This is a genomic window from Pandoraea pnomenusa (assembly GCF_040391475.1).
GTDB lineage: Bacteria > Pseudomonadota > Gammaproteobacteria > Burkholderiales > Burkholderiaceae > Pandoraea > Pandoraea pnomenusa_C.
In genome coordinates, this window is record NZ_JBEBXS010000025.1 from 1 (window position 1) to 20,484 (window position 20,484).

The following is a 20,484-nucleotide window of genomic DNA, read 5'->3' on the forward strand; positions in this document are numbered from 1 at the left end:
GCCGATCCGCATGCGGAGGCAGGCCAGCGATGGCGGGGCGTCTTCATGCGAATCGCACGCATGAGAAGTCTCGGGAAGTAATCAAGGAACAGCAATGGACAAGGTCGATTGCGTCGTGATCGGCGCGGGCGTAGTGGGATTGGCCGTCGCGCGGGCGATGGCCACGGCGGGCCGCGAGGTCGTCATCCTCGAAGCCGAACGCGCCATCGGCACAGGCACGAGTTCGCGGAACAGCGAGGTAATCCACGGCGGCATTTACTATCCGCCGGGCTCGCTCAAGGCGAAGCTGTGCGTCGACGGGAAGCATCGACTGTATGAGTTTTGTGCGTCGCATGGGGTGGAGCATCGCCGCTGCGGCAAGCTGATCGTGGCGACCACGGACCATCAGGTCGACGAACTCGAGGCGATCGCCGCGAACGCGCGCGCCAGTGGCGTCGACGATCTGCAGTGGCTGAGTGCCGCGGAGGTTGCGCAACGAGAGCCGGCCTTGCACACGTATGGTGCGTTGTTGTCACCGTCGACGGGCATCGTCGACAGTCACGGTCTGATGCTCGCCTTGCAGGGCGATGCGGAGAATGCAGGGGCGATGCTGGCGTTCGATGCGCGGGTGGTCGGCGCGCGAGTTGGCGGGGCCCAGGGCATCGAACTCGATGTGCAGACCGAAGGTGAGACGTCCACGTTACTGGCTGCCACGGTCATCAACAGTGCAGGGCTGTATGCGGTCGATATCGCACGCACGTTCGACGGACTGTCGCCTGACCATATTCCGCAGCGCTACTACGCGAAGGGGAGTTACTTCTCCTGCGCACAACGCGCGCCGTTCACGCATCTGATTTATCCGGTGCCGGAACCGGGCGGGCTGGGCGTGCACCTCACGCTCGATCTCGGCGGGCAAGCGCGTTTCGGGCCGAACGTGGAATGGGCCGACGAGATCGACTACTCGGTCAATCCGGCCGATGGCGACGGGTTCTATGCGGCGGTGCGTCGCTACTGGCCGGCGTTGGCCGACGGCGTACTGCAGCCGGGCTATGCCGGCATTCGACCGAAGATCAGCGGACCGGGGCAACCGGCGGCGGACTTCCGTATCGACGGACCTGCAGTGCATGGGGTAGCGGGACTCGTGAACTTGTTCGGTATCGAGTCGCCGGGCCTGACGGCGTCGCTGGCGATTGCCGAAGCGGTGCGCGCGGCACTCTGACGCCGCTGTGACCGCACTTTGGCGCGGGAGGCGGCGGACAGGGTTGCCCGCTCGCGCTCCGCGCATGGACTTGCTATCTGGCTAACCCCGTGATTCCCGAAGCACGGTGCCGCGAACATGGCGCGGCATGCCTGTGCATGACTGACGTCGGGTGATCGTGTGACGGTGCGTGCTGCCGGCTTCGTTGGCGAAGCCGCAACCTCACGCGCCGCTCAGCGTACGGCGACCGGGGGCTTCCAGGAAGCCGGGTTCGTCCAGAACACACCGCGCAGGCGATCGGTGTCGCCACACGGCGTGCTGCGTGCCGGTTTGCTGATTTGGCCTGCACAGGCGCTGATATCGCGGCCCGATTGCTGCAAGCGTTTCAGAATCGTATCGAGCATGCCCGATTCGCGCCATTCGTTGAGCTTGCGGCGGCAAGTCGGCACGGAGGGATACTGCATCGGCAGTTTGGACCAGCTTTCGCCGGTGAACAGCACCCACAAGACAGCATTGGTCAGCGTGCGCTGCTCGACTTGAGGGCGCCCGCGTCGTTCCGTACGGACCGGTCGGTCGCAAATCAGATCACGCAGGGCGTGCCATTCAACGTCGCTCAGTTCAGTAAACATAACACCTCGACCCAAAACAAACGGAGGCGCCGCAGGGGGCGAGTCCGGGCTTCACGATCTTGCGGCACCGGTGCAGTCTGGTGCGTGCTTATCTATGAAACCTCGGCCAAGGCGGCGTCGTTCCCCGATGCTGGAAATACAAGCAACAAGCATGCCAGGGCGTCGGGTTCTCTCGTGAAGAACACCGAGGGCGGGTCGAACCACACTGCGAAGGGAGCGTTTGACCAGCAAAAAAACGCCCACTTGGCAGGTGGGCGCAGCTCCTGAGTGGCAATTGGGATAGGCAATCGCAAAAGCGTCAGGAGAAAAGGGATACGGCGGTTTGGCCAGCCCGGATCGTTTGTTGTTCTCGGCTCCGGCCATGATGTCTCGCTCCACTTGCGCCAGCTTGTCAAGCTTGCAGCCGCAATGATGACAAAAAGCGGGAGTCGACGCGCTTCGGAATTACCCCCATTGCGGTGCATGTCCCCGCCGGACGGCAAATCGCCCAAGATGGGTGCCGGCCTGCGCCCCGATTGGGCACGGTGTCGCGAGAATGGGCGCAACCCGGCGCACGGCAGGCGCAACCGGTTATCGCCTGGTGAGAATGGTGGCTTGGTTATCACGCGGCCTTCCGTCATGGCCGGGCGAGGAAACGGTGGCCTATAATGTGCGCCTCCTATAAATATCGTCTATCGGCTGCGGACTCGCCCGCAATCCGGTCGGCGCCAGTGCGTACACGGCATGAGCAACGACAGCGATAACAAATACTCCGTCCCGGGCCTCGAACGCGGTCTGCGCATCTTGATGACGTTTTCCGCGCGTGAGCCGGTGCTGGCCGGGGCGGATCTGGCGCGCCGTCTGGATATCCCGCGCTCGACGGTGTTCCGCCTTTTGCAGACGCTGGAAGCCGAGGGCTTCATCGAGAAGGCGGGTGACGATCGTCATTACCGGCTGGGCGTCGCGGTGCTGCGTCTGGGCTTCGAGTATCTGAATTCGCTCGAACTGACGGATCTGGGAACGCCGGTGATCGAGAAGCTGCGCGATGCGACAGGGTTCTCGAGTCACATTCTGATTCTGGATCAGCGCGATGCCGTGTTTGTCGCGAAGGCCGCGAGCCGCGAGCTGGTTTTCGGCACGGTGCGCGTCGGTACGCGTCTGCCCGCGCACGCTACGGCGGTCGGACATATCCTCCTTGGCGATTATTCGCTGCCATCGCTCAAACAGCTCTATCCGGAGCGCAAGCTCGAAGCCTATACGGCGCATACGCCAACGACGGTGGACGCACTGTTCCGCGTGGTGCAGGAAGACATCACCCGTGGGTACAGCATGAGCCAGGCCTTCTTCGAGCAGAACATTTCGACCATTGCGGCGCCCGTGCGCAATCATCGCGGACAAATCGCCGCCGTCATCAGCGTGACGATTCCCCAAGCTCGCGTCGAAGCCGATCTGCTCGAGAGCGGCATCGTCGAGAAAGTGGTCTCGGCAGCTGATGAACTCTCACACAAACTCAATTACCGTGCCGAACGCGGGGCCGCCGTGCCGGTCGCGGAGCGATAGTTCGCGCGTTTTTGCTCCGCTCGGTTCGTTTGCCTCGGCTTGCTTTCTCGCGTCCGGGCAGCGCTACTACCCGATCCCCCGACTCCGCTCCAATGCCGGTTAAGTCGCTACGTCGGGGGACCGGGTAGTAGCGCCCATCATTTGCCCTGTTTACCCATCGGTTCGTTCGCCTCGGCTCGCTTTCCCGCATCCGGGCAGCGCCAACACCCGATCCCCCGACTCCGCTCCAATGCCGGTTAAGTCGCTACGTCGGGGGACCGGGTATTGACGCCCATCATTTGCCCCGTTTCCTTAGCGCGTACCCACGCCTCCTCGAATTTTTTCTCGCAGACGAGCGAGGGCTTTGTCATTAGCATTTGCGCAACATCAATAAGCGTTGAGTCAATTTCTGCTTGTCTCGCTGTACCCACTTCGCCATAATTGTCTCACCTATTAATCAATGTTTCATAGGTAAGACAACAACGATGCGCCGATCAGGATGTCTTTCACGACATTTGCCTGTCGGCACTGGGCGTTGAACAGCCCCGGAGCATCAGGAAGCAAAACAGGAGTGGATGGTGAAGAGACGCAGTATCGGCGTGGCCTGCCTTTTGGCATGCGCTGGCGCGGCACACGCCGCAAGTAGCTCGTTGCAGATTTACGGGACGATCGACGACGGTCTCACTTACGTGAGCAATCAAGGCGGCGGTCGTTTGTTCAAGATGGACGCCGGTATCGGACAACCCGATCGCTTCGGCCTGAAAGGGCGCGAGGATCTCGGCGGTGGCCTTGCCGCTGTATTCCAACTGGAGCAGGGCTTCAACACCAGCACCGGCGCGCTGATCAACAGCGGTGTGCAGTGGAATCGCCAGGCCTGGGTAGGTTTGGCCAGCGATCGCTTCGGCACGGTGTCGATCGGCCATCAGACGGACTTCATGCAAGACGTCTCGATCCGCTACTCAAACGGCTTCTGGCAGCACAACCTGTATGCCTATCACCCGGGCAACCTCGACAATCTGGCGAACTCGTCGCAGGTCGACAATGCAGTGAAGTGGAACAGCGCGAGCTTTCACGGGCTGACCGGTGGTCTGATGTACGGCTTCGCAGGCGGCAACGCGCTCGGCCGCACGATGGGCGGCTACCTGAAGTACGACAACGGCCCACTGTCGGTCGCGGCAACGTACGTGAGTATCAACAAGCGCACGTTCGACTTCTATTCGCGTCTGGGCATCTCGTCGATCTTCGGTCAGTCGGGCCTGTCGTCGACGAATCTCTTCAAGTCGGATGCCGTGAACAATACCGGCATCGGCGCCTCCTATCGAATCTCGTCACGCTGGAATGTGCATGCGCTTTACACGCGTAGCGAGGTCCGCGCGCCGGGCGGCTCGGGCAACATGTTCAACTATGACGTGGGCACGGAATACCGCGTGACGGATGCAAACGCGCTCACGCTGGGCTATTCGTATTCGTCGTTCAATCACACGCATTACAACCAGATTGAAGCGGGCAACCTGTATTCGTTCTCGAAGCGTACGCAGTTGCAGGCGCAGGTGACGTATATCGCCGCGAATGGCAAGAACAACGCAGCGTCGTATCCGATCGGGGCTTCGAGCAATCACGATCAGGTGCTGCTGCGTCTGGGCATGTATCACAGCTTCTAAGTCGCGACGCCATCGGGCCGGTGCGAGCTGTCAGGTGCCCGATCCGGTGGCGACAGAAATCCCGGCGGCAGGTCTTTGCACCTGCCGCGCACTATGAGAGTCAACGAGACGCACCATGTCAGTTTCTCTGTCCCCTTCGTCCGGTCAGCGCCCCTCGCGTGTGCGCTACTGGATGCTGTTTCTGGTCTTTGTCGGCACGGTCATCAATTATGTCGACCGGGCCAATCTGTCGGTCGCCGCGCCAATGCTCAAGCAGGAGTTCGGGCTGGGTCCGGTCGAGCTGGGCTTCATCTTCTCGGCGTACGCCTGGACGTATGTGATCGCAAACATTCCCGGCGGCTGGGTCATCGATCGCTTCGGCACGCGCGCGATCTACGGGGTCGCGATTCTTAGCTGGTCGATTCTGACGTTCATGCAAGGCTTCACGTCGCGCTTCGCCACGCTGTTCGGCATGCGTCTCGGCGTGGGCATCGCGGAAGCCCCGACGTTCCCGGTGAACAATCGTGTGGTCTCGATCTGGTTCGCGCAGCGCGAACGCGGCGTGGCCACGAGCGTTTACCTTGTGGGTCAGTACATTGGCATGGCAGCGCTTACGCCGTTGCTGTTCTGGATCGCCCATACGTGGGGCTGGCGCGAGATTTTCTATGCAACCGGTCTGCTGGGGATTGTCTGGGCGGGCGTCTGGTTTGTCGGCTATCGCGATCCGGACAAGTGCTCGTGGGTGAATGCCGCCGAACTCGCACATATCCGCAACGGCGGGGCATTGGTCGAGGCGAAGTCCACTGAGCGTGCCACGCCGCAGAAATTCCCGTGGCGAAAGTTGCTCGCGCTCTTCCGTAATCGTCAGATCATTGCGATTTGCGTCGGCAAGTTCGCGTCGCTCTCGTCACTGTATTTCTTCCTGACGTGGTTCCCGACGTACCTGATTACCGAGCGCCACATGACGGTGCTCAAGGCAGGAGGTGTGACGTCGGTGCCGTTCGTCGCGGCGTCGATCGGTGTGGTCTGCGGCGGTTTGCTTTCAGACTGGCTGCTGCGCCGGGGTGTGGCGGTTGGCACGGCGCGCAAGACGCCGATCGTGACCGGTCTGCTGCTGGTGCCAACGATGTCGCTCGCGGTTCTCACGGACGCCAACTGGCTGGTGATCGCGATCATGTCGTTCGCGTTCTTTGCACAAGGCGTGGCGTCGGCGTCGTGGTCGCTCGTGGCAGACATCGCGCCCAAGGGCATGGTCGGCATCACGGGGGGGGCGGTGAACTTCGCCGGGAACCTGTCGGGTATTGTCACGCCGATCGCGATTGGCTTCATCGTCAAGGCGACCGGTTCGTTCGGCTGGGCGCTCGGGCTGATCAGTCTGTTCGCCATCGCCGGGGTGCTGTGCTACCTGCTGTTGCTCGGCGAGGTGAAGCGCATCGAACTGGATGACGACGAAGAAGACTCGCCGTCTACTGCCAAGGCGCGTACCGTCTGAATCCGGAACGCACCACCGTCGCCGGACGTTCGATACACGAGCCATCGCTGGGTGTCGGACCGTCGTCAGACGAACTCTCGCCGTCAATGCCGCGTCAGGCCTCCACGGCCTGACGCCGGTAATCGCCAGGACGGGCCCCGGTCCACTTCCGGAACGCACGAAAAAAAGCGCTCGGATCGGCAAAGCCCAGCGACAGCGCAATCTCAAGCATCGGCTTCGACGTGTGACATAACGCGTGAATCGCCAGATCGCGCCGTAACTGGTCCTTGATCGACTGGTAGGACTGGCCTTCTTCTTCCAGGCGCCTGCGCAGCGTCGACGGCGTGGTGTGGAATTCCCCCGCCAGCGCTTCGAACGCGGGCCAACTGTCGGTCGGCATGGTCTTCAGACGCCGCCGCACGCGTGCCACCATGCCCTTGGTGTTCTTGTATTTGAGAATGATGTTGCCCGGCGCCGCCCGCAGGAAATCCTTCACGGTCACTTCGTTCTGAGTGACAGGCAATGCCAGGCAAGCGGCATCGAATTCGATGGCCGTATGCGGCGCATGGAACACCAGACGCGGCGAATACATCGTCCGGTATTCATCGCTGTAGGCGGTCTCGGGATAGGCAAAATACGCCGTGCTCAACGGCACACGACGCGAAATCAACCAGCACGTCAGCGCATAGAACAGGATCAGCAGCGTTTCGTGCCCAAAGACGCGGGGTGCCTGCGCATCCTGCCTTTCGTGCACTTCTAGCCTTGCGAGCGAGCCGTCCCGCACGAGATGCATTTCGAAATCGTCGAGCAGCAGTCCCATGAAGCGCGACGCGCGCTGCAATGCCTGCTCCAACGTATGGCAGGTCACCACGCTGTAGCAGAGCATCGCGAAACTGCCGACCTTCATGCGACGTGCGTCCTGTCCGAAGAATTCGTCGTCGAGGGCGAGACTGATCAACCGCCACAGGTGTGCGTAGCGGTCCGCCGAAACGCGTCCCTGAGGATGCGCGAGCAGCGACGGCGCGATGTCAGCGGCGCGTAGTAACGCTGCGGGGTCGCCGCCAAGACGCTCGACGTGGGCCAACGCGTTGATGACGAAATGTACCGAGATGCTGCCTTTTTCCATGCGTCGCGAAACGGGATGCCGTAGCAGGGGGACGCAAGGATTCTAGCAGTGCGGCTCCCGCTGACGAATCCGGTGCCGTCCGAAAGCGGGATCGGCACCGTCCTATTTCCCCTGTTTCTTGACGCGGATCACAAACGACGCGGGAAGCTCAGGCGCGATGCGGCTTACTTCGGTGCCATGCGCAACGCGCCGTCCAGGCGGATGACCTCGCCGTTGATCATGGTGTTCTCGACGATGTGACGTACCAGCGCCGCATACTCCGACGGACGGCCGAGTCGCGGCGGGAAGGGGACTGACGCCCCCAGCGCGGCCTGAACTTCCGGTGTCATGCCCGCCATCATCGGCGTTTCGAAAATGCCCGGCGCAATGGTCACGACACGGATCCCCGAGCGCGCGAGTTCGCGTGCCGCCGGCAAGGTGAGCGCTGCCACGCCACCTTTCGACGCTGCGTACGCGGCCTGGCCGATCTGTCCGTCGAACGCCGCCACCGATGCCGTGTTGACGACCACGCCGCGCTCGCCTTCCGCATCGGCTTCGCCATCGGCCATTGCCGCCGCGGCGATACGCAGTACGTTGAAGGTGCCGATCAGGTTCACATTGATGATCCGCGCGAAGCTCTCCAGCCGATGCGGCCCTTGCTTGCCCAGAATCCGCTCGCCGGTGACAAGCCCGGCGCAGTTGACCACACCGTTCAGGTGGCCAAAGGCCGACTTCGCCGTATCGACCAGTCGCTGCACGTCGTCTTCGCGCGTGATGTCGGTGGCGACGAAGCGGGCCGCATCGCCCAGGGCGTCGGCTTGCTTTGCACCGGCTTGCGCATTGATGTCACCGAGCACGACTTTCGCGCCGGCGTCGACGAACATGCGCGCCGTGGCGGCGCCCAGCCCCGACGAGGCCCCGGTAACGAGAAAAACACGATCCTTGATTTGCATGAGCTGCGATTCCTGTGAGTAGGGCGCTCAGGCCCCATTGGCCGACGCTTGCGCGGCCTTGGCGATTTCCTGATTGCGCAGAATGAAGCGCTGGAGCTTGCCGCTAGGCGTCTTGGGGAGCTCGGAGACGAATTCGACTTCGCGCGGATAGGCGTGTGTGGACAGCCGGTGCCTGACATGCGCCTGCAACTCGCTGGCGAGGGCCTCGGTCGGTGCGAATTGCGGGTGCAGTACCACGAATGCCTTGACCAGTTCGGTGCGCTCGGGATCCGGCTTGCCCACCACGGCCGTCTCGACCACGGCCGGGTGTTCGATCAATGCGCTTTCCACATCGAACGGCCCGATCCGGTAGCCGGCCGAGGTGATCACGTCGTCGTTGCGTCCGACAAAGCTGATGCTGCCATCGTCGTTGCGCTCGACGGTATCGCCCGAGAGGTAGTAATCGCCGACGAAGGCGGGCGTCTCACGCTCCCAATAGCCGCTGAACCACATCAGTGGCGATTGCTTGCGATCGAGCGCGAGTACCCCCGGTTGTCCCACCGGACACTCGCGGCCGTCGTCGTCGAGTACGACCACGCGATGCCCCGGTGAGGCAAACCCGGCCGCACCCGCCTGCACCGGATGCGTCAGCGCATGGTGATTGCACACCACCATGCCGAGTTCCGTCTGTCCGTAGTGGTCGTGAATGGTTACCCCGAGGTGCTGTGCAAACCAGCGGATGACCTCCGGGTTTAACGGTTCGCCCGCACTCGATACCGCCCGGAGTCGACCTTTGAGCGGCGCAGCGGCTTTGTCGCCGCCCGCGATCAACAATCGGAACGCCGTTGGCGAGCCCGCCAGATTGGTAATCCCCAGCTTGTTGATGATCCGGTAAGTGCTTTCGACCGTGAAAGGGCCGTCGTAAAACGTGGTGGGGATGCCCAGTGCCAGCGGGCCGGTCACCGCGTAATACAGGCCATACGCCCAGCCCGGATCGGCGATGTTCCAGAACGTGTCGGTCGGACGCAGGTCGACCGCGTCACGCATATAACCGGCAAACGCCATGATCGCGCGCAACGGCACCATGACCGGCTTGGCCGCGCCCGTCGTGCCGGACGTGAACATCATGAGGAACGGATCGTCGCCGCGGCGCAGCACCGGCTCGAAGTCCTGCGAGTGCTGTTCGACTTCGTGCCAGAAGCTGAAGTCGCCGCGCCGGATGCCCTGACCGCGCGGCCCGCCCACGGTGACCACTGACGGACAGTTGGCGACTTCGTCGAGCTTGGTCCGGTTCGCGCCGTCGGTGATCACGAGCTTGCTTTGCGCACTGCTCAACCGATGCTCGATGGCTTTCGGGCCGAATGCGGTGAAAAGCGGCTGATACACCGCGCCCGCGCGCCAGGTACCGAGAATCGTCACGAGCAATTCTGGGGTGCGCGGCAGCAGGCCGCTCACGCGGTCACCCGGCTGTACGCCTTGTTCGCGCAGGAAGTTGGCGAAGCGTGCGGACAGGGTTTGCAATTGCCGGAACGTCCATGTCTGGCTCGTGCCGTCCTTGCCTTCCCAGAACAAGGCGATGCGACCGGGCAGGGCGTGCCGGTCGCAACACTCGACGCAGGCGTTCATGGCATCGAGGTTGCCGGCAAGGGTGGCGCGTACCGTCGCGTCGAGATCGAACGCCTGGTAGGCGTCGGCGTAATCCGCAATCATGGGTTGTCTCCTGTAGTCGGATGCCGGCCGGCGGCCGCGCGCCTGTCATCGGGAAGACCGGGCGCATGCCACTGGCCCCCGTGGCGCCGTCTTGGTGGGGGCGCGACGCTCACTGGGCAATGTCGAAATTCATCGTAATGCGGGGCGTACGCGGCAGGCAATGTCCAAACGGGTCAGAGTTGGTGAGGGATTTATCCACTCCGCAAACAGGGTTTAGGCCATGGGCGCGGCCCGCCGGCGAGCCTTGCGGGACGGTCGAGCCGCTTGCGGTAAGGGTTTGTCCGAGGCCGGTATCGGGCAATTCCGATGGCAATTCCGCTCATGCAATTTGCCGTTTTTGGCTATGGTGCCAAGACGGCGGGATCCCTACACTGGATCTATCGACATGGAAAAAGCGCCGGCGATCCATTCGGACAACGTCAGGGTGCAGGAGACAGAAGATGGATTTCTATACCGAAGACCAACGCATGATTCGCGATATGGCGCGCGCGTTCGCCAGCGAACAACTCGCGCCGAACGCCGCCCAATGGGATCGCGAATGCGCGCTGCCCGACGCGATGGTGGCGCAAATGGGCGAACTCGGCCTGCTGGGCATGATGGTGCCGGAAGAGTACGGCGGGTCATACACGGACTACACGGCCTATGCGCTGGCGATGGAAGAGATTGCCGCCGGTTGCGCGTCCACGGCGACGATGATGTCGGTGCATAACTCCGTGGGTTGCGCCCCGATCCTGAAGTTCGGTGCCAACGCCCAACGTGAACGATGGCTGCCCGATCTGGCGGCGGGTCGCAAGATCGGCGCGTTCTGCCTGACCGAGCCGCAAGCCGGTTCCGAGGCCAACAACCTGCGAACGCGTGCCGAGCGGCGTGGCGACAAATGGGTGCTCAACGGCAACAAGCAGTTCGTGACGAACGGCAAGCGCGCAGCCGTTGCCATCGTATTCGCGGTGACCGATCCTGCGGCCGGCAAGCGTGGCATCTCGGCATTCATCGTGCCGACGGATACGCCGGGCTTCGAGGTGGGGCATCCCGAGCACAAGCTTGGGATTCGCGCGTCCGACACGTGCCCGATCACCTTGATCGACTGTGAGGTCGGCGACGAGGCAATGCTCGGCGAGCCGGGGCAGGGGCTGAAAATCGCGTTGTCCAATCTCGAAGGCGGCCGCATCGGCATTGCGGCACTCGCGCTGGGTGTGGCGCGCGCGGCGTTCGAGGCGGCGCTGCAATACGCGAACGAGCGTCAGCAGTTCGGCAAACCGATCAGGGAACACCAGAGCATCGCCAACATGCTGGCCGACATGACGACGCGCATCAATGCTGCGCGCTTCCTGATTCTCCACGCTGCCGCGCTTCGCACGCAGGGGCTCCCGTGTCTGTCCGAGGCGTCGCAGGCAAAGCTCTACGCCTCCGAGCTGGCCGAGTGGGTGTGCTCGCACGCCATTCAGATTCACGGTGGGTACGGCTACCTCGAGGACTATCCGGTGGAGCGCCACTATCGCGATGCGCGCATCACGCAGATCTATGAGGGCACCAGCGAAATCCAGCGTCAGGTCATCGCTCGGGCCTTGGGCTGAGCGCTTTCGGCTTGGGTAACGAACGCTACGGCGAGGTGGCCGCTTCCCGCAAGGGCGCGGACTTGCTACGGGAAACGACCGTGAGGAGGGCGAGTGAATTTGCATGACGGCGCCGTCGAGGCAAAAGACGAAGTCGTGTTCAGCGTGATCAACGGGTTCGGCATCGTGACGCTGAACCGGCCGCGTGCGCTGAACGCGATTACGCACGGCATGGTGCGTGCCATGTGGACGCAACTCAACGCGTGGGCCCATGACCCGGCGGTACGGGCGGTGTTGATCGAGGGCATGGGCGAGAAGGCCTTTTGCGCGGGGGGCGACGTTCGCGCGCTATACGACAGCCGGGTGAATCATGGCGACGCGCATCAGGCATTCTTCGTTGACGAATATCGTCTCGACTATCTGATCCACCGTTATCCGAAGCCCTATATCGCCTTGCTCGACGGCATCGTCATGGGTGGGGGCATGGGGGTGGCGCAAGGGGCCGCATTGCGCGTCGTGACCGACCGCACGAGGCTGGCGATGCCGGAGACGGGCATCGGCCTGTTTCCCGATGTCGGGGCCAGTTGGTTCCTGGGCCATCTGGCACCGACGCTGGCCCGATATCTCGGCCTCTCGGGGGTGACCATCACGGCGGCCGACGCGCTCTATTGCGGGCTGGCCGACGTCTGGCTCGAAGGCGACGCCCCGCAACGGTTGCGGGACATGCTGCCGGACTTCGACTGGTCTGCGGATGCGAGCGCCGACTTGCAGCAGGTGCGCTCGGCGATCGTGTCGATCGGTCGCACCTGGGCCGACGCCGCGCCGCTCGCGCAAGTCCGCTCAACGCTGGACCGGCACTTCAGCGCGCTCGACGTGCCGGGTATCGTGGCGTCGCTCGAAGCAGACCCGCAGACACCGTGGTCCGTCGAGACACTGGCGATGCTCGCGCAACGCTCGCCATTGAGTCTGTGCGTGACCGACCGGCAATTGCAGAAGGGTCGTCGCCTCGATCTCGCGGACGCGTTCCGTATGGAACTGGTGCTGGGCTACCACGCGTTTGCTACCGGGGACTTTGTCGAAGGGGTACGCGCGCTGTTGATCGACAAGGACAAGCAACCGCGCTGGCGCTATGCCACGTTGGCCGATGTGCCGGCGTCGGTGGTCGAGGCATTCTTCGTCTCCCCCTGGCCGGACGGGGCGCATCCACTCAAAGCGTTGGGAGACGATTGAAGTCGGGCAAACGCGTGCGACAATGCCGGTTTTGCGGAAGACCGCACAATCCGTTGGAGTCCAGATGCTCGTCGAAATCGCCCGTCTGTTACTAGACCTAGTTTTCTCGCTATTCGGCGCTTTGCTGCTGTTGCGCGTGTGGATGCAGGCTTCCCGTCTGCCGCCGCGCAACCCGCTCTCGCAAGGAGTGTTCCAGTTCACGAACTGGATCGTGCTGCCGCTGCGGCGTGTATTGCCCGGCATCGGCGGCATTGACTGGGCGTGCGTGGTCGGCGCCTGGCTGTGCGCCATTGCCTATCTGGTGCTGATTACGGCGGTCGTGGGGGTGTCGCCGGTGTCGGTGTTCCCGCGAGGCTTGCTCGTGGCGGTGGTGCTGGTGGCGAAGTGGGGCGCCAACCTCGTGATGTGGCTGACGCTGCTGATGGCCGTGCTGTCCTGGGTCAATCCGCGCGCGGCCGCAATGCCGATTCTCCAGCATCTGCTCGACCCGCTGCTGCGTCCGATCCGCCGCGTCATTCCGATGATGGGCGGTTTCGACCTGTCGCCGCTCGGACTCTTCCTGCTGATGCAGATTCTGCTGATCGTGCTGGCGCGGTTAAGCCTGTTCTTCGCGACCCTCTGAGGCTTCGGCAGGCAGCGCGGCTGCCTGCTGCGACTCACTCGCAGTTCCCCTCTCGGCCGTCGCGCTCAACGCATTCGGCTGTGGTACGCCCGGGGACGATGGCACCGCGTCGCCAGACGCCGGTGCCACCGCAATCGGTGCCACCGATGCGGACCTGCCATTCATCTGGCTCGCGTCGCGAGTCTCAGTCGATTGGCTTGCACGCGCCGCGTTGGCCATGACCATCCGTGGCGCGTCCGCGCGTTCGGCCACCGAACGTTCCAGCCCCAGGCGACGCAATACACGATGACCGTCCTCGGTCACGATCACTTTCGCTTGTCCCTCATCCACCGCCACATGCACGAGACGCGCCTGTTCAAGCGCGGCGAGATCGGGCGGTTCGAGTGCATCGGCATCGATGGGGCCAAGGGATGCAGCCGCCAGCAACAGTGTGGCGATTTCATGCGGACTCAGCATGGTCATACTCCTTGAGGCGAATTCTCGTCAGCGTACCGGGCAGATGTAAGCCCACGGCTACGCAATGTTTACTGCACGTTACGAATCGCCTCCGACCAAGCCTCCCCAGGCGGTCCTGCGACTGTCCTGTGATGTGCTGCCCAGCGTGTCACCAGGACCGCACGGTCAGTTCATGAAGAACCCACAGCGAGATGTGCGACGCATCGTCTGACGCCGTTTCGGCGTGATGCGTACTTCAAGTGACGTGAGATATCGGATCGAAAAGCGTCCGGCAAGTTCGTGCATTCGGGTTTCCCCTAGTATGCCCGCATTTTACGTATAGAAGTCATGTGGCCCCCTTGTTTTGACAGGGTTTGCAAGGCTTTCGGGGCGATGCGCCGACATTCGACATCCATTTGATCTATTTTTTTTCTTTTGACGGGGGTCCGATGAAAATATACTTTCCTTCACTCCGATGGAATGCCTTCACTCATGATTGACGCCGATTCGTTGCCCGCCGATCTGCCGCTCACCGAGCGGATCGTGCGCGCCATGCCCGATTTGACGCCAGCGCAACAGCGCATGGCGGCGTTCGTGCTCGACAACACGTTTCGTGCGGCAACCATGCGTATCGACGAATTTGCCGATGCCGTTGGCGTATCGCTGGCCACGGTGAATCGCTTCGCGCGCGCGCTGGGCTTCGACGGCTATCCGCAATGCCGCGCCGCGATGGTGCGCGGATTCGAGGCAACGCTCGCGCCGATCGAAAGTCTGCGCACGAGCAAGGCGCAGGCAAGCGCGAGTGCCGACGTCATGGCGGCATCGTTGGCGCAGGCCATCGAGAATCTCGACTGGACGCGCCGGGCGCTCGACGCGGCCACGTGCGAGCGTGCGGTCGAATCGATTCTTCAGGCGCGGCGCATCTACGTGTTGGGTCTTGGCGCCAGCGGCTACCTCGCCGGCCTGCTGCATCACGGCCTCGACCCGTATTGCGAGAACGTGCAGGCCGTGGTCGGCGTTGGTGGCTCGACGCACGCGGCGCGGCAGCTCTTCAAATTGCGCGAGGGCGACCTCGTGATCGCGCTGGCATTCCCGCGATACGTGTCGGACACCATCACCCTGTGCCGGCGCCTGCGCGGCCGCGGCGTGCCCGTGATGGTGCTCACCGACAGCCCGACATCGCCGCTCGCGCCGTTGGGCGACATCGTGATCTTCGTGCGTAGCAAGCCGCGTCTGTCGAGCAACTCCGAGGCGAGCGTGCTGGCGATGATCGATGCGCTGTGCGATGCCGTTGCCCAGCGTGCCAAACACGCCGTCGATCGCGCGACCGAACTGACCGATTTCCTGTTGCCGTGGCTCGACTCGGCGTCGCTGCCCAACGGCGTGCCCGGCGTCGGTTCGGCCAATTCTCCAGCGAATGCCCCAGCTAACGCACCGGCCAACGCACCGGCCAACGCGGCCAGCGCGCCGACGATGGCGAGCGTGAGGCGGGTCGTCACTCCGCAACGGGCCGCTGCCGCCAATGTGGCTGCCACGGCATCGATGAACACTGCCGCCTTGCCCGGTGTGGTCACGCAAGGCGCACCGACTTCGGTGGTCAATCCGTCAATGTCGGCCAGACCGGCCAAGACGGCTAAACCGGCCGAACCGACCGAACCGACCGAACCGACCACGCCCCGGCCTGCACCCGCAGTGCAGGAAAGAAAGGACAAAGCATCATGAGTCACGCCCAACGCGCGGTCATCGCCATTCACGGCGGCGCCGGCACCATTAGCCGCGATACGTCGCCGGAAGAACTCAAGGCCTATCACGAGGCACTGGCCGACGTGCTGCGCGCCGGTCAGGCCGTGCTCGCCGCTGGCGGCTCCGCGCTCGACGCCGTGACGGAAGCCGTGCGTCACCTGGAGGATTGCCCGCGTTTCAACGCCGGGCGTGGCGCGGTCTTCACGCACGAAGGCACGCACGAGCTCGACGCCGCCATCATGGACGGCGCAACGCTCGACGCAGGCGCCATCGCCTGCGTGCACCGTCTGCGCAATCCGATTCTTGCCGCGCGTTCGGTACTCGAACACAGCCCGCACGTGCTGCTCGTGGGCGAGGGCGCCGAAGCCTTCGCGGCGGCCAACGGCGCCGAACTCGTCGAGTCCGGCTACTTCTACACCGAAGCCCGTTACGCGCAATGGCAGCGCGCATTGGCCGACGCGGCCATCGCGCTCGACCACGATTTCCCCCTCAAGCACGAACCCATCGATCCGGACACCAAGTTCGGCACCGTGGGCGCCGTGGCCTGCGACGCCCACGGGCACGTGGCCGCCGCTACCTCTACCGGCGGCATGACGAACAAAGCGGTGGGTCGCGTCGGCGACTCGCCGCTCATCGGTGCAGGCTGCTACGCGAACGACGCCACCGCAGCCGTCTCGGCGACGGGGACTGGCGAGGCTTTCATTCGCGCCGTCGCCTGTTACGAAGTGGGTGCGCTGATGGCCTACGCGAGCCTGTCGCTGGCCGATGCCGCCGAACGGGTGATTCGCGAGCGCCTGCCGCGCGTACAGGGTCGTGGCGGCCTGATCGCCGTGGACGCACAAGGCAATGTGGCACTCCCGTTCAACACCGAAGGGATGTATCGCGGCGTGGCACGCGTGGGCGAGACGCCCGTGACGGCGATCCACGAGTAAGCACCGGGGCCCCCCGAGCAGTAGATTCACCCAGCGTAGATTAGCGAGGACAGGCGTGGCAGAGCGCAAGACAACCCCTACGATTTCGTTGCCCGACGAGCGCGTGCTCGACGTGAGCGGACTCACCGTGCAGTTCGCGACGTCCGAGCGCGTGGTCACTGCCGTGCGCGACCTGTCCTTTCACGTCGACCGTGGCGAGACACTCGCGATCGTCGGCGAATCGGGGTCGGGCAAATCGGTGACGTCGCTGGCCGCCATGCGGCTCGTGGAAAACGGTGGCGGCCGCATTACGCAAGGCACGATGATCATGCGCCGTCGCAACGGCAAGCTCGTCGACCTCACGCGTGCGAGCGGTCACACGATGCGCGGCATTCGTGGCGCCGACATGGCGATGATCTTCCAGGAGCCGATGACCTCGCTCAACCCGGTGTTTCCGGTCGGTGAGCAGATCGCGGAGTCGATCCGTCTGCACCAGGGCAAGGACGCCGCCGCCGCGCGTGCCGAAGCGCTGCGCATGCTCGAACTCGTGCGCATTCCCGAAGCGCGCCGCGTGCTGGGCCGCTTCCCGCATCAGCTCTCGGGTGGGATGCGCCAGCGCGTCATGATCGCGATGGCGCTCTCGTGCAAGCCGGGCCTGTTGATCGCCGATGAGCCGACGACCGCGCTGGACGTGACCATTCAGGCGCAGATCCTGCAACTGATTCGCGCGCTGCAGGACGAGATGCACATGGGCGTGGTGTTCATCACGCACGACATGGGGGTGGTGGCCGAAGTCGCCGACCGTGTGCTGGTGATGCATCGTGGCGACAAGGTGGAAGCGGGGCCGTCGGACGAAATCTTCGCCGCGCCGCGTGAGCGCTATACGCAAGCGTTGCTGTCTGCCGTGCCGCGGCTGGGTTCGATGCAGGGGACCGATCTCCCGGCGCGTTTCCCGTTGCTGCGCTACGACGCCCCGGCAGACGCCAAACCTGCCGCTGAAACCCCGCAACCGACGGTGCGTACCGACGCCGGTCCGATTCTGCGCGTGAAGGATCTCGTGGCGCGCTTCGACGTGCCGTCGGGCTTTTTCGGTCGTGTGAAGCAGCGCGTGCATGCCGTGGAGCGTGTGAGCTTCGATCTGTACCCGGGCGAGACGCTCGGCCTCGTGGGCGAGTCCGGCTGCGGCAAGTCCACCACCGGCCGCGCCTTGTTGCGACTGGTGGCGAGCCAGGGCGGTTCGATCGAATTCGCCGGCAAGCCGATTCACGATCTCGCCGGACGTGCGCTGCAAACGCTGCGCCGCGACATTCAGTTCATCTTCCAGGATCCGTTCGCCTCGCTCGATCCGCGCCTCACCGTGGGGTTCTCGATCATGGAGCCGCTGCTCGTGCACGGTGTGGCGAGCGGTGCCGAAGCCGAGAAGCGCGTTGCCGACCTGCTCGAACGCGTGGGGTTGCCCACCGACTACGCGCAACGCTATCCCCACGAGTTTTCCGGCGGCCAGCGTCAGCGCATTGCCATCGCGCGGGCGCTCGCCCTCAAGCCGAAGGTCGTGATCGCGGACGAATCCGTCTCGGCGCTCGACGTTTCGGTGCAGGCGCAGATCATCAACCTGATGCTGGACCTGCAGAAGGAATTCGGCATTGCGTTCCTGTTCATCTCGCACGACATGGCCGTGGTCGAGCGCATCAGCCATCGGGTGGCCGTGATGTACCTGGGGCAGATCGTCGAGATCGGCCCGCGTCGCGCCATCTTTGAAAACCCGCAGCACCCGTACACGAAGAAGCTGATGTCGGCGGTGCCGATTGCCGATCCGGCGCGTCGCCACGCCAAGCGCGAGTTGTTGACCGAAGAGATTCCGAGCCCGATCCGCGCGATCGGCGACGAGCCGCAGGTGCAGCCGCTCGTGGAGGTCGGGGCCGGACACTTCGTGGCGCGTCATCGTGTGGCCGGTGCGTATTGAGGGTTCGGAGGGTTCGTAAGGTTCGATGAAGTGTCCGGCGCATGCGCCGGTGCCGGTTTGAAGTGTTGCCCGGACACGAGGTTTCCGGGCGTGCGTAGCTCCGGTAGTTCAGGCAGTCCCTGGTTGCAGTTTTCGTTGTAGTCACAATGCCCGCCAAGGTGCGCAGTCATGAGACTCGCTCGCGGCGACCCCGTCAGACCAGAAGGAGAAAGACAGATGTCGAAAAACGCTTTGTTGGGCGCTCGCTGGAAAACCGCGCTCGCGTCCGTGGCCGTGGCATCCGCCGTGCTCGGCGCCGCCCCGGCGTTCGCCGCCAAGGATGTCGTGATGGCCGTGCAGTCCACGTTCACGACGATGGATCCGTACGACGCGAACGATACGCTGTCGCAAGCCGTCGCCAAGTCGTTCTACGAGGGCATGTTCGGCTTCGACAAGGACATGAAGCTCATCAACGTGTTGGCCGACAGCTACACGGTGTCGCCGGACGGCCTCGTCTACACGATCAAGCTCAAGTCGGGCGTGAAGTTCCAGGACGGCACGACGTTCGACGCCGCCGCCGTCAAGGCGAACTTCGACCGTGTGACGAACCCGGACAACAAGCTCAAGCGTTACAACCTGTACAAGGAAATCGCCAAGACGGAAGTGGTCGATCCGCACACGGTGAAGTTCACGCTCAAGGAGCCGTTCTCGCCGTTCATCAACACGCTGGCACACCCGTCGGCCGTCATCATCTCGCCCGAAGCGCTCAAGAAGTATGGCAAGGACATCGCGTCGCACCCGGTCGGCACCGGTCCGTTCGAGTTCGTCGAATGGAACCGCACCGATTACGTGAAGGTGAAGAAGTTCGACGGCTACTGGAAGAAGGGCTACCCGAAGGTCGACACGATCACCTTCAAGCCGGTGGTGGACAACAACACGCGTGCCGCCGTCATGCAGACCGGCGAAGCGGGCTTCGCATTCCCGGTGCCGTATGAACAGGCCGAAGGCCTGAAGTCGAGCGGCAAGGTCGACGTGATCGCCGGTCCCTCGATCATCCAGCGCTACATCAGCTTCAACACGAAGCAAAAGCCGTTCGATGACGTGCGCGTGCGTCAGGCCATCAACTACGCCATCAACAAGGACGCGCTGGTGAAGGTGGCCTTCGCGGGCTACGCCATGCCGGCCGACGGCGTGGTGCCGAAGGGTGTCGACTACGCGGCCAAGACCGGCCCGTGGCCGTACAACCCGGCCAAGGCCAAGGAACTGCTCAAGGAAGCTGGGTATCCGAACGGTTTCGAGACCACGCTGTGGTCGGCGTACACGTACACGACCGCGCAGAAGGTGATCCAGTTCGTGCAGCAGCAATTGGCGCAGGTCGGCATCAAGGCGCAGGTACGCGCGCTCGAAGCCGGTCAGCGTGTCGAGCTGGTGGAGTCTGCACCGGATCCGGAGAAGGCGCCGGTGCGCATGTACTACGTGGGCTGGTCGTCGTCGACGGGCGAAGCCGACTGGGCGCTGCGCCCGCTGCTGTCGTCCGAATCGTTCCCGCCGAAGCTCTTCAACACGGCGTACTACAAGAACGAAGCGGTCGACGCGGACTTCAACAAGGCGCTGCTCACCACCGACCGCGCCGAGAAGACCAAGCTCTACACCGACGCTCAACAGAAGATCTGGAACGATGCGCCGTGGGCGTTCCTCGTGACGGAAAAGCTGCTGTACGCGCGCAACAAGAACCTGACGGGCGTGTACACGATGCCTGACGGTTCGTTCAACTTCACCGACATCTCGATGAAGTAAGCGCCTCGCGCTGACCTGAAGTGCCCGCGCCGCCGCTCACCCGGCGGCGCGGCCAACCGCAAGACATAG

The 20,484-nt window shown here is 63.6% G+C and carries 16 protein-coding genes; 11 read left to right on the forward strand and 5 right to left on the reverse strand.

Annotated features, from left to right (window positions below; genetic code table 11):
* Nucleotides 1-94: 94 nt before the first annotated feature.
* Entirely contained in the window at nt 95-1,198 is a 1,104-nt protein-coding gene (locus ABWO90_RS20775; RefSeq protein WP_353193125.1) for an NAD(P)/FAD-dependent oxidoreductase, read from the forward strand.
* A gap of 212 nt (nt 1,199-1,410) precedes the next feature.
* Here the strand turns inward: ABWO90_RS20775 and ABWO90_RS20780 are convergent, their stop codons facing one another.
* Complete coding sequence (locus ABWO90_RS20780) at nt 1,411-1,806, reverse strand: transposase (RefSeq protein WP_024788698.1); 396 nt, start codon at nt 1,804-1,806, stop codon at nt 1,411-1,413.
* A gap of 723 nt (nt 1,807-2,529) precedes the next feature.
* Between ABWO90_RS20780 and ABWO90_RS20785 the strand changes: the two genes are divergently transcribed.
* The 3 genes from ABWO90_RS20785 to ABWO90_RS20795 all read left to right on the forward strand — a co-directional run bounded on the left by ABWO90_RS20785 (nt 2,530) and on the right by ABWO90_RS20795 (nt 6,456).
* A complete protein-coding gene (locus tag ABWO90_RS20785; protein ID WP_353193126.1) occupies nt 2,530-3,345 on the forward strand; it encodes an IclR family transcriptional regulator in 816 nt (271 codons plus the stop codon).
* 554 nt (nt 3,346-3,899) lie between these two features.
* Nucleotides 3,900-4,985, forward strand: coding sequence for a porin (locus ABWO90_RS20790; protein WP_353193127.1), 1,086 nt, complete (start codon nt 3,900-3,902; stop codon nt 4,983-4,985).
* A gap of 115 nt (nt 4,986-5,100) precedes the next feature.
* A complete protein-coding gene (locus ABWO90_RS20795) occupies nt 5,101-6,456 on the forward strand; it encodes an MFS transporter (RefSeq protein WP_353193128.1) in 1,356 nt (451 codons plus the stop codon).
* Between the two features lie 94 nt (nt 6,457-6,550).
* On the opposite strand, the gene ABWO90_RS20800 is transcribed toward ABWO90_RS20795, so the two are convergent.
* From ABWO90_RS20800 to ABWO90_RS20810, 3 genes are all read right to left on the reverse strand, one after another.
* Nucleotides 6,551-7,561: an AraC family transcriptional regulator gene (locus ABWO90_RS20800; protein WP_353193129.1), complete on the reverse strand. Its 1,011-nt coding sequence runs from the start codon at nt 7,559-7,561 to the stop codon at nt 6,551-6,553.
* Between the two features lie 164 nt (nt 7,562-7,725).
* A complete protein-coding gene (locus tag ABWO90_RS20805) occupies nt 7,726-8,493 on the reverse strand; it encodes an SDR family NAD(P)-dependent oxidoreductase (protein ID WP_353193130.1) in 768 nt (255 codons plus the stop codon).
* Nucleotides 8,494-8,520: 27 nt separating this feature from the next.
* Complete coding sequence (locus tag ABWO90_RS20810; RefSeq protein ID WP_353193131.1) at nt 8,521-10,182, reverse strand: acyl-CoA synthetase; 1,662 nt, start codon at nt 10,180-10,182, stop codon at nt 8,521-8,523.
* A gap of 440 nt (nt 10,183-10,622) precedes the next feature.
* Between ABWO90_RS20810 and ABWO90_RS20815 the strand changes: the two genes are divergently transcribed.
* From ABWO90_RS20815 to ABWO90_RS20825, 3 genes are all read left to right on the forward strand, one after another.
* Nucleotides 10,623-11,756 carry an acyl-CoA dehydrogenase family protein gene (locus ABWO90_RS20815; protein ID WP_353193132.1) on the forward strand — a complete coding sequence of 378 codons (1,134 nt, stop codon included), beginning with the start codon at nt 10,623-10,625 and terminating at the stop codon, nt 11,754-11,756.
* Between the two features lie 93 nt (nt 11,757-11,849).
* The gene (locus tag ABWO90_RS20820; protein ID WP_353193133.1) at nt 11,850-12,965 is read left to right on the forward strand and encodes an enoyl-CoA hydratase/isomerase family protein; all 1,116 of its coding nucleotides are present in this window, start codon (nt 11,850-11,852) and stop codon (nt 12,963-12,965) included.
* Nucleotides 12,966-13,029: 64 nt separating this feature from the next.
* Nucleotides 13,030-13,587, forward strand: a complete 558-nt coding sequence (locus ABWO90_RS20825; protein ID WP_353193134.1) for a YggT family protein — start codon at nt 13,030-13,032, stop codon at nt 13,585-13,587.
* Here the strand turns inward: ABWO90_RS20825 and ABWO90_RS20830 are convergent.
* The gene (locus tag ABWO90_RS20830) at nt 13,561-14,043 is read right to left on the reverse strand and encodes a hypothetical protein (protein WP_353193135.1); all 483 of its coding nucleotides are present in this window, start codon (nt 14,041-14,043) and stop codon (nt 13,561-13,563) included. The genes ABWO90_RS20825 and ABWO90_RS20830 overlap by 27 nt on opposite strands.
* A gap of 471 nt (nt 14,044-14,514) precedes the next feature.
* Here ABWO90_RS20830 and ABWO90_RS20835 point away from each other — a divergent pair, with 471 nt between their 5' ends.
* From ABWO90_RS20835 to gsiB, 4 genes are all read left to right on the forward strand, one after another.
* On the forward strand, nt 14,515-15,744 hold the full coding sequence (locus ABWO90_RS20835; RefSeq protein ID WP_353193136.1) for a MurR/RpiR family transcriptional regulator: 1,230 nt from the start codon (nt 14,515-14,517) through the stop codon (nt 15,742-15,744).
* Nucleotides 15,741-16,697 carry an isoaspartyl peptidase/L-asparaginase family protein gene (locus tag ABWO90_RS20840; protein ID WP_353193137.1) on the forward strand — a complete coding sequence of 319 codons (957 nt, stop codon included), beginning with the start codon at nt 15,741-15,743 and terminating at the stop codon, nt 16,695-16,697. Before ABWO90_RS20835 ends, ABWO90_RS20840 begins: the two co-directional genes overlap by 4 nt.
* Before the next feature lie 55 nt (nt 16,698-16,752).
* Complete coding sequence (locus ABWO90_RS20845; protein ID WP_353193138.1) at nt 16,753-18,639, forward strand: dipeptide ABC transporter ATP-binding protein; 1,887 nt, start codon at nt 16,753-16,755, stop codon at nt 18,637-18,639.
* 216 nt (nt 18,640-18,855) lie between these two features.
* The gene (gsiB, locus tag ABWO90_RS20850; RefSeq protein ID WP_353193139.1) at nt 18,856-20,415 is read left to right on the forward strand and encodes a glutathione ABC transporter substrate-binding protein GsiB; all 1,560 of its coding nucleotides are present in this window, start codon (nt 18,856-18,858) and stop codon (nt 20,413-20,415) included.
* Nucleotides 20,416-20,484 lie beyond the last annotated feature (69 nt).

Excerpts from the sequence above, each read along its gene's own strand:
- ABWO90_RS20775 (WP_353193125.1), top strand. The coding sequence starts at position 95 with ATGGACAAGGTCGATTGCGTCGTGATCGGCGCGGGCGTAGTGGGATTG.
- ABWO90_RS20780 (WP_024788698.1), bottom strand. The coding sequence starts at position 1,806 with ATGTTTACTGAACTGAGCGACGTTGAATGGCACGCCCTGCGTGATCTG.
- ABWO90_RS20785 (WP_353193126.1), top strand. The coding sequence starts at position 2,530 with ATGAGCAACGACAGCGATAACAAATACTCCGTCCCGGGCCTCGAACGC.
- ABWO90_RS20790 (WP_353193127.1), top strand. The coding sequence starts at position 3,900 with ATGGTGAAGAGACGCAGTATCGGCGTGGCCTGCCTTTTGGCATGCGCT.
- ABWO90_RS20795 (WP_353193128.1), top strand. The coding sequence starts at position 5,101 with ATGTCAGTTTCTCTGTCCCCTTCGTCCGGTCAGCGCCCCTCGCGTGTG.
- ABWO90_RS20800 (WP_353193129.1), bottom strand. The coding sequence starts at position 7,561 with ATGGAAAAAGGCAGCATCTCGGTACATTTCGTCATCAACGCGTTGGCC.
- ABWO90_RS20805 (WP_353193130.1), bottom strand. The coding sequence starts at position 8,493 with ATGCAAATCAAGGATCGTGTTTTTCTCGTTACCGGGGCCTCGTCGGGG.
- ABWO90_RS20810 (WP_353193131.1), bottom strand. The coding sequence starts at position 10,182 with ATGATTGCGGATTACGCCGACGCCTACCAGGCGTTCGATCTCGACGCG.
- ABWO90_RS20815 (WP_353193132.1), top strand. The coding sequence starts at position 10,623 with ATGGATTTCTATACCGAAGACCAACGCATGATTCGCGATATGGCGCGC.
- ABWO90_RS20825 (WP_353193134.1), top strand. The coding sequence starts at position 13,030 with ATGCTCGTCGAAATCGCCCGTCTGTTACTAGACCTAGTTTTCTCGCTA.
- ABWO90_RS20830 (WP_353193135.1), bottom strand. The coding sequence starts at position 14,043 with ATGCTGAGTCCGCATGAAATCGCCACACTGTTGCTGGCGGCTGCATCC.
- ABWO90_RS20835 (WP_353193136.1), top strand. The coding sequence starts at position 14,515 with ATGATTGACGCCGATTCGTTGCCCGCCGATCTGCCGCTCACCGAGCGG.
- ABWO90_RS20840 (WP_353193137.1), top strand. The coding sequence starts at position 15,741 with ATGAGTCACGCCCAACGCGCGGTCATCGCCATTCACGGCGGCGCCGGC.
- gsiB (WP_353193139.1), top strand. The coding sequence starts at position 18,856 with ATGTCGAAAAACGCTTTGTTGGGCGCTCGCTGGAAAACCGCGCTCGCG.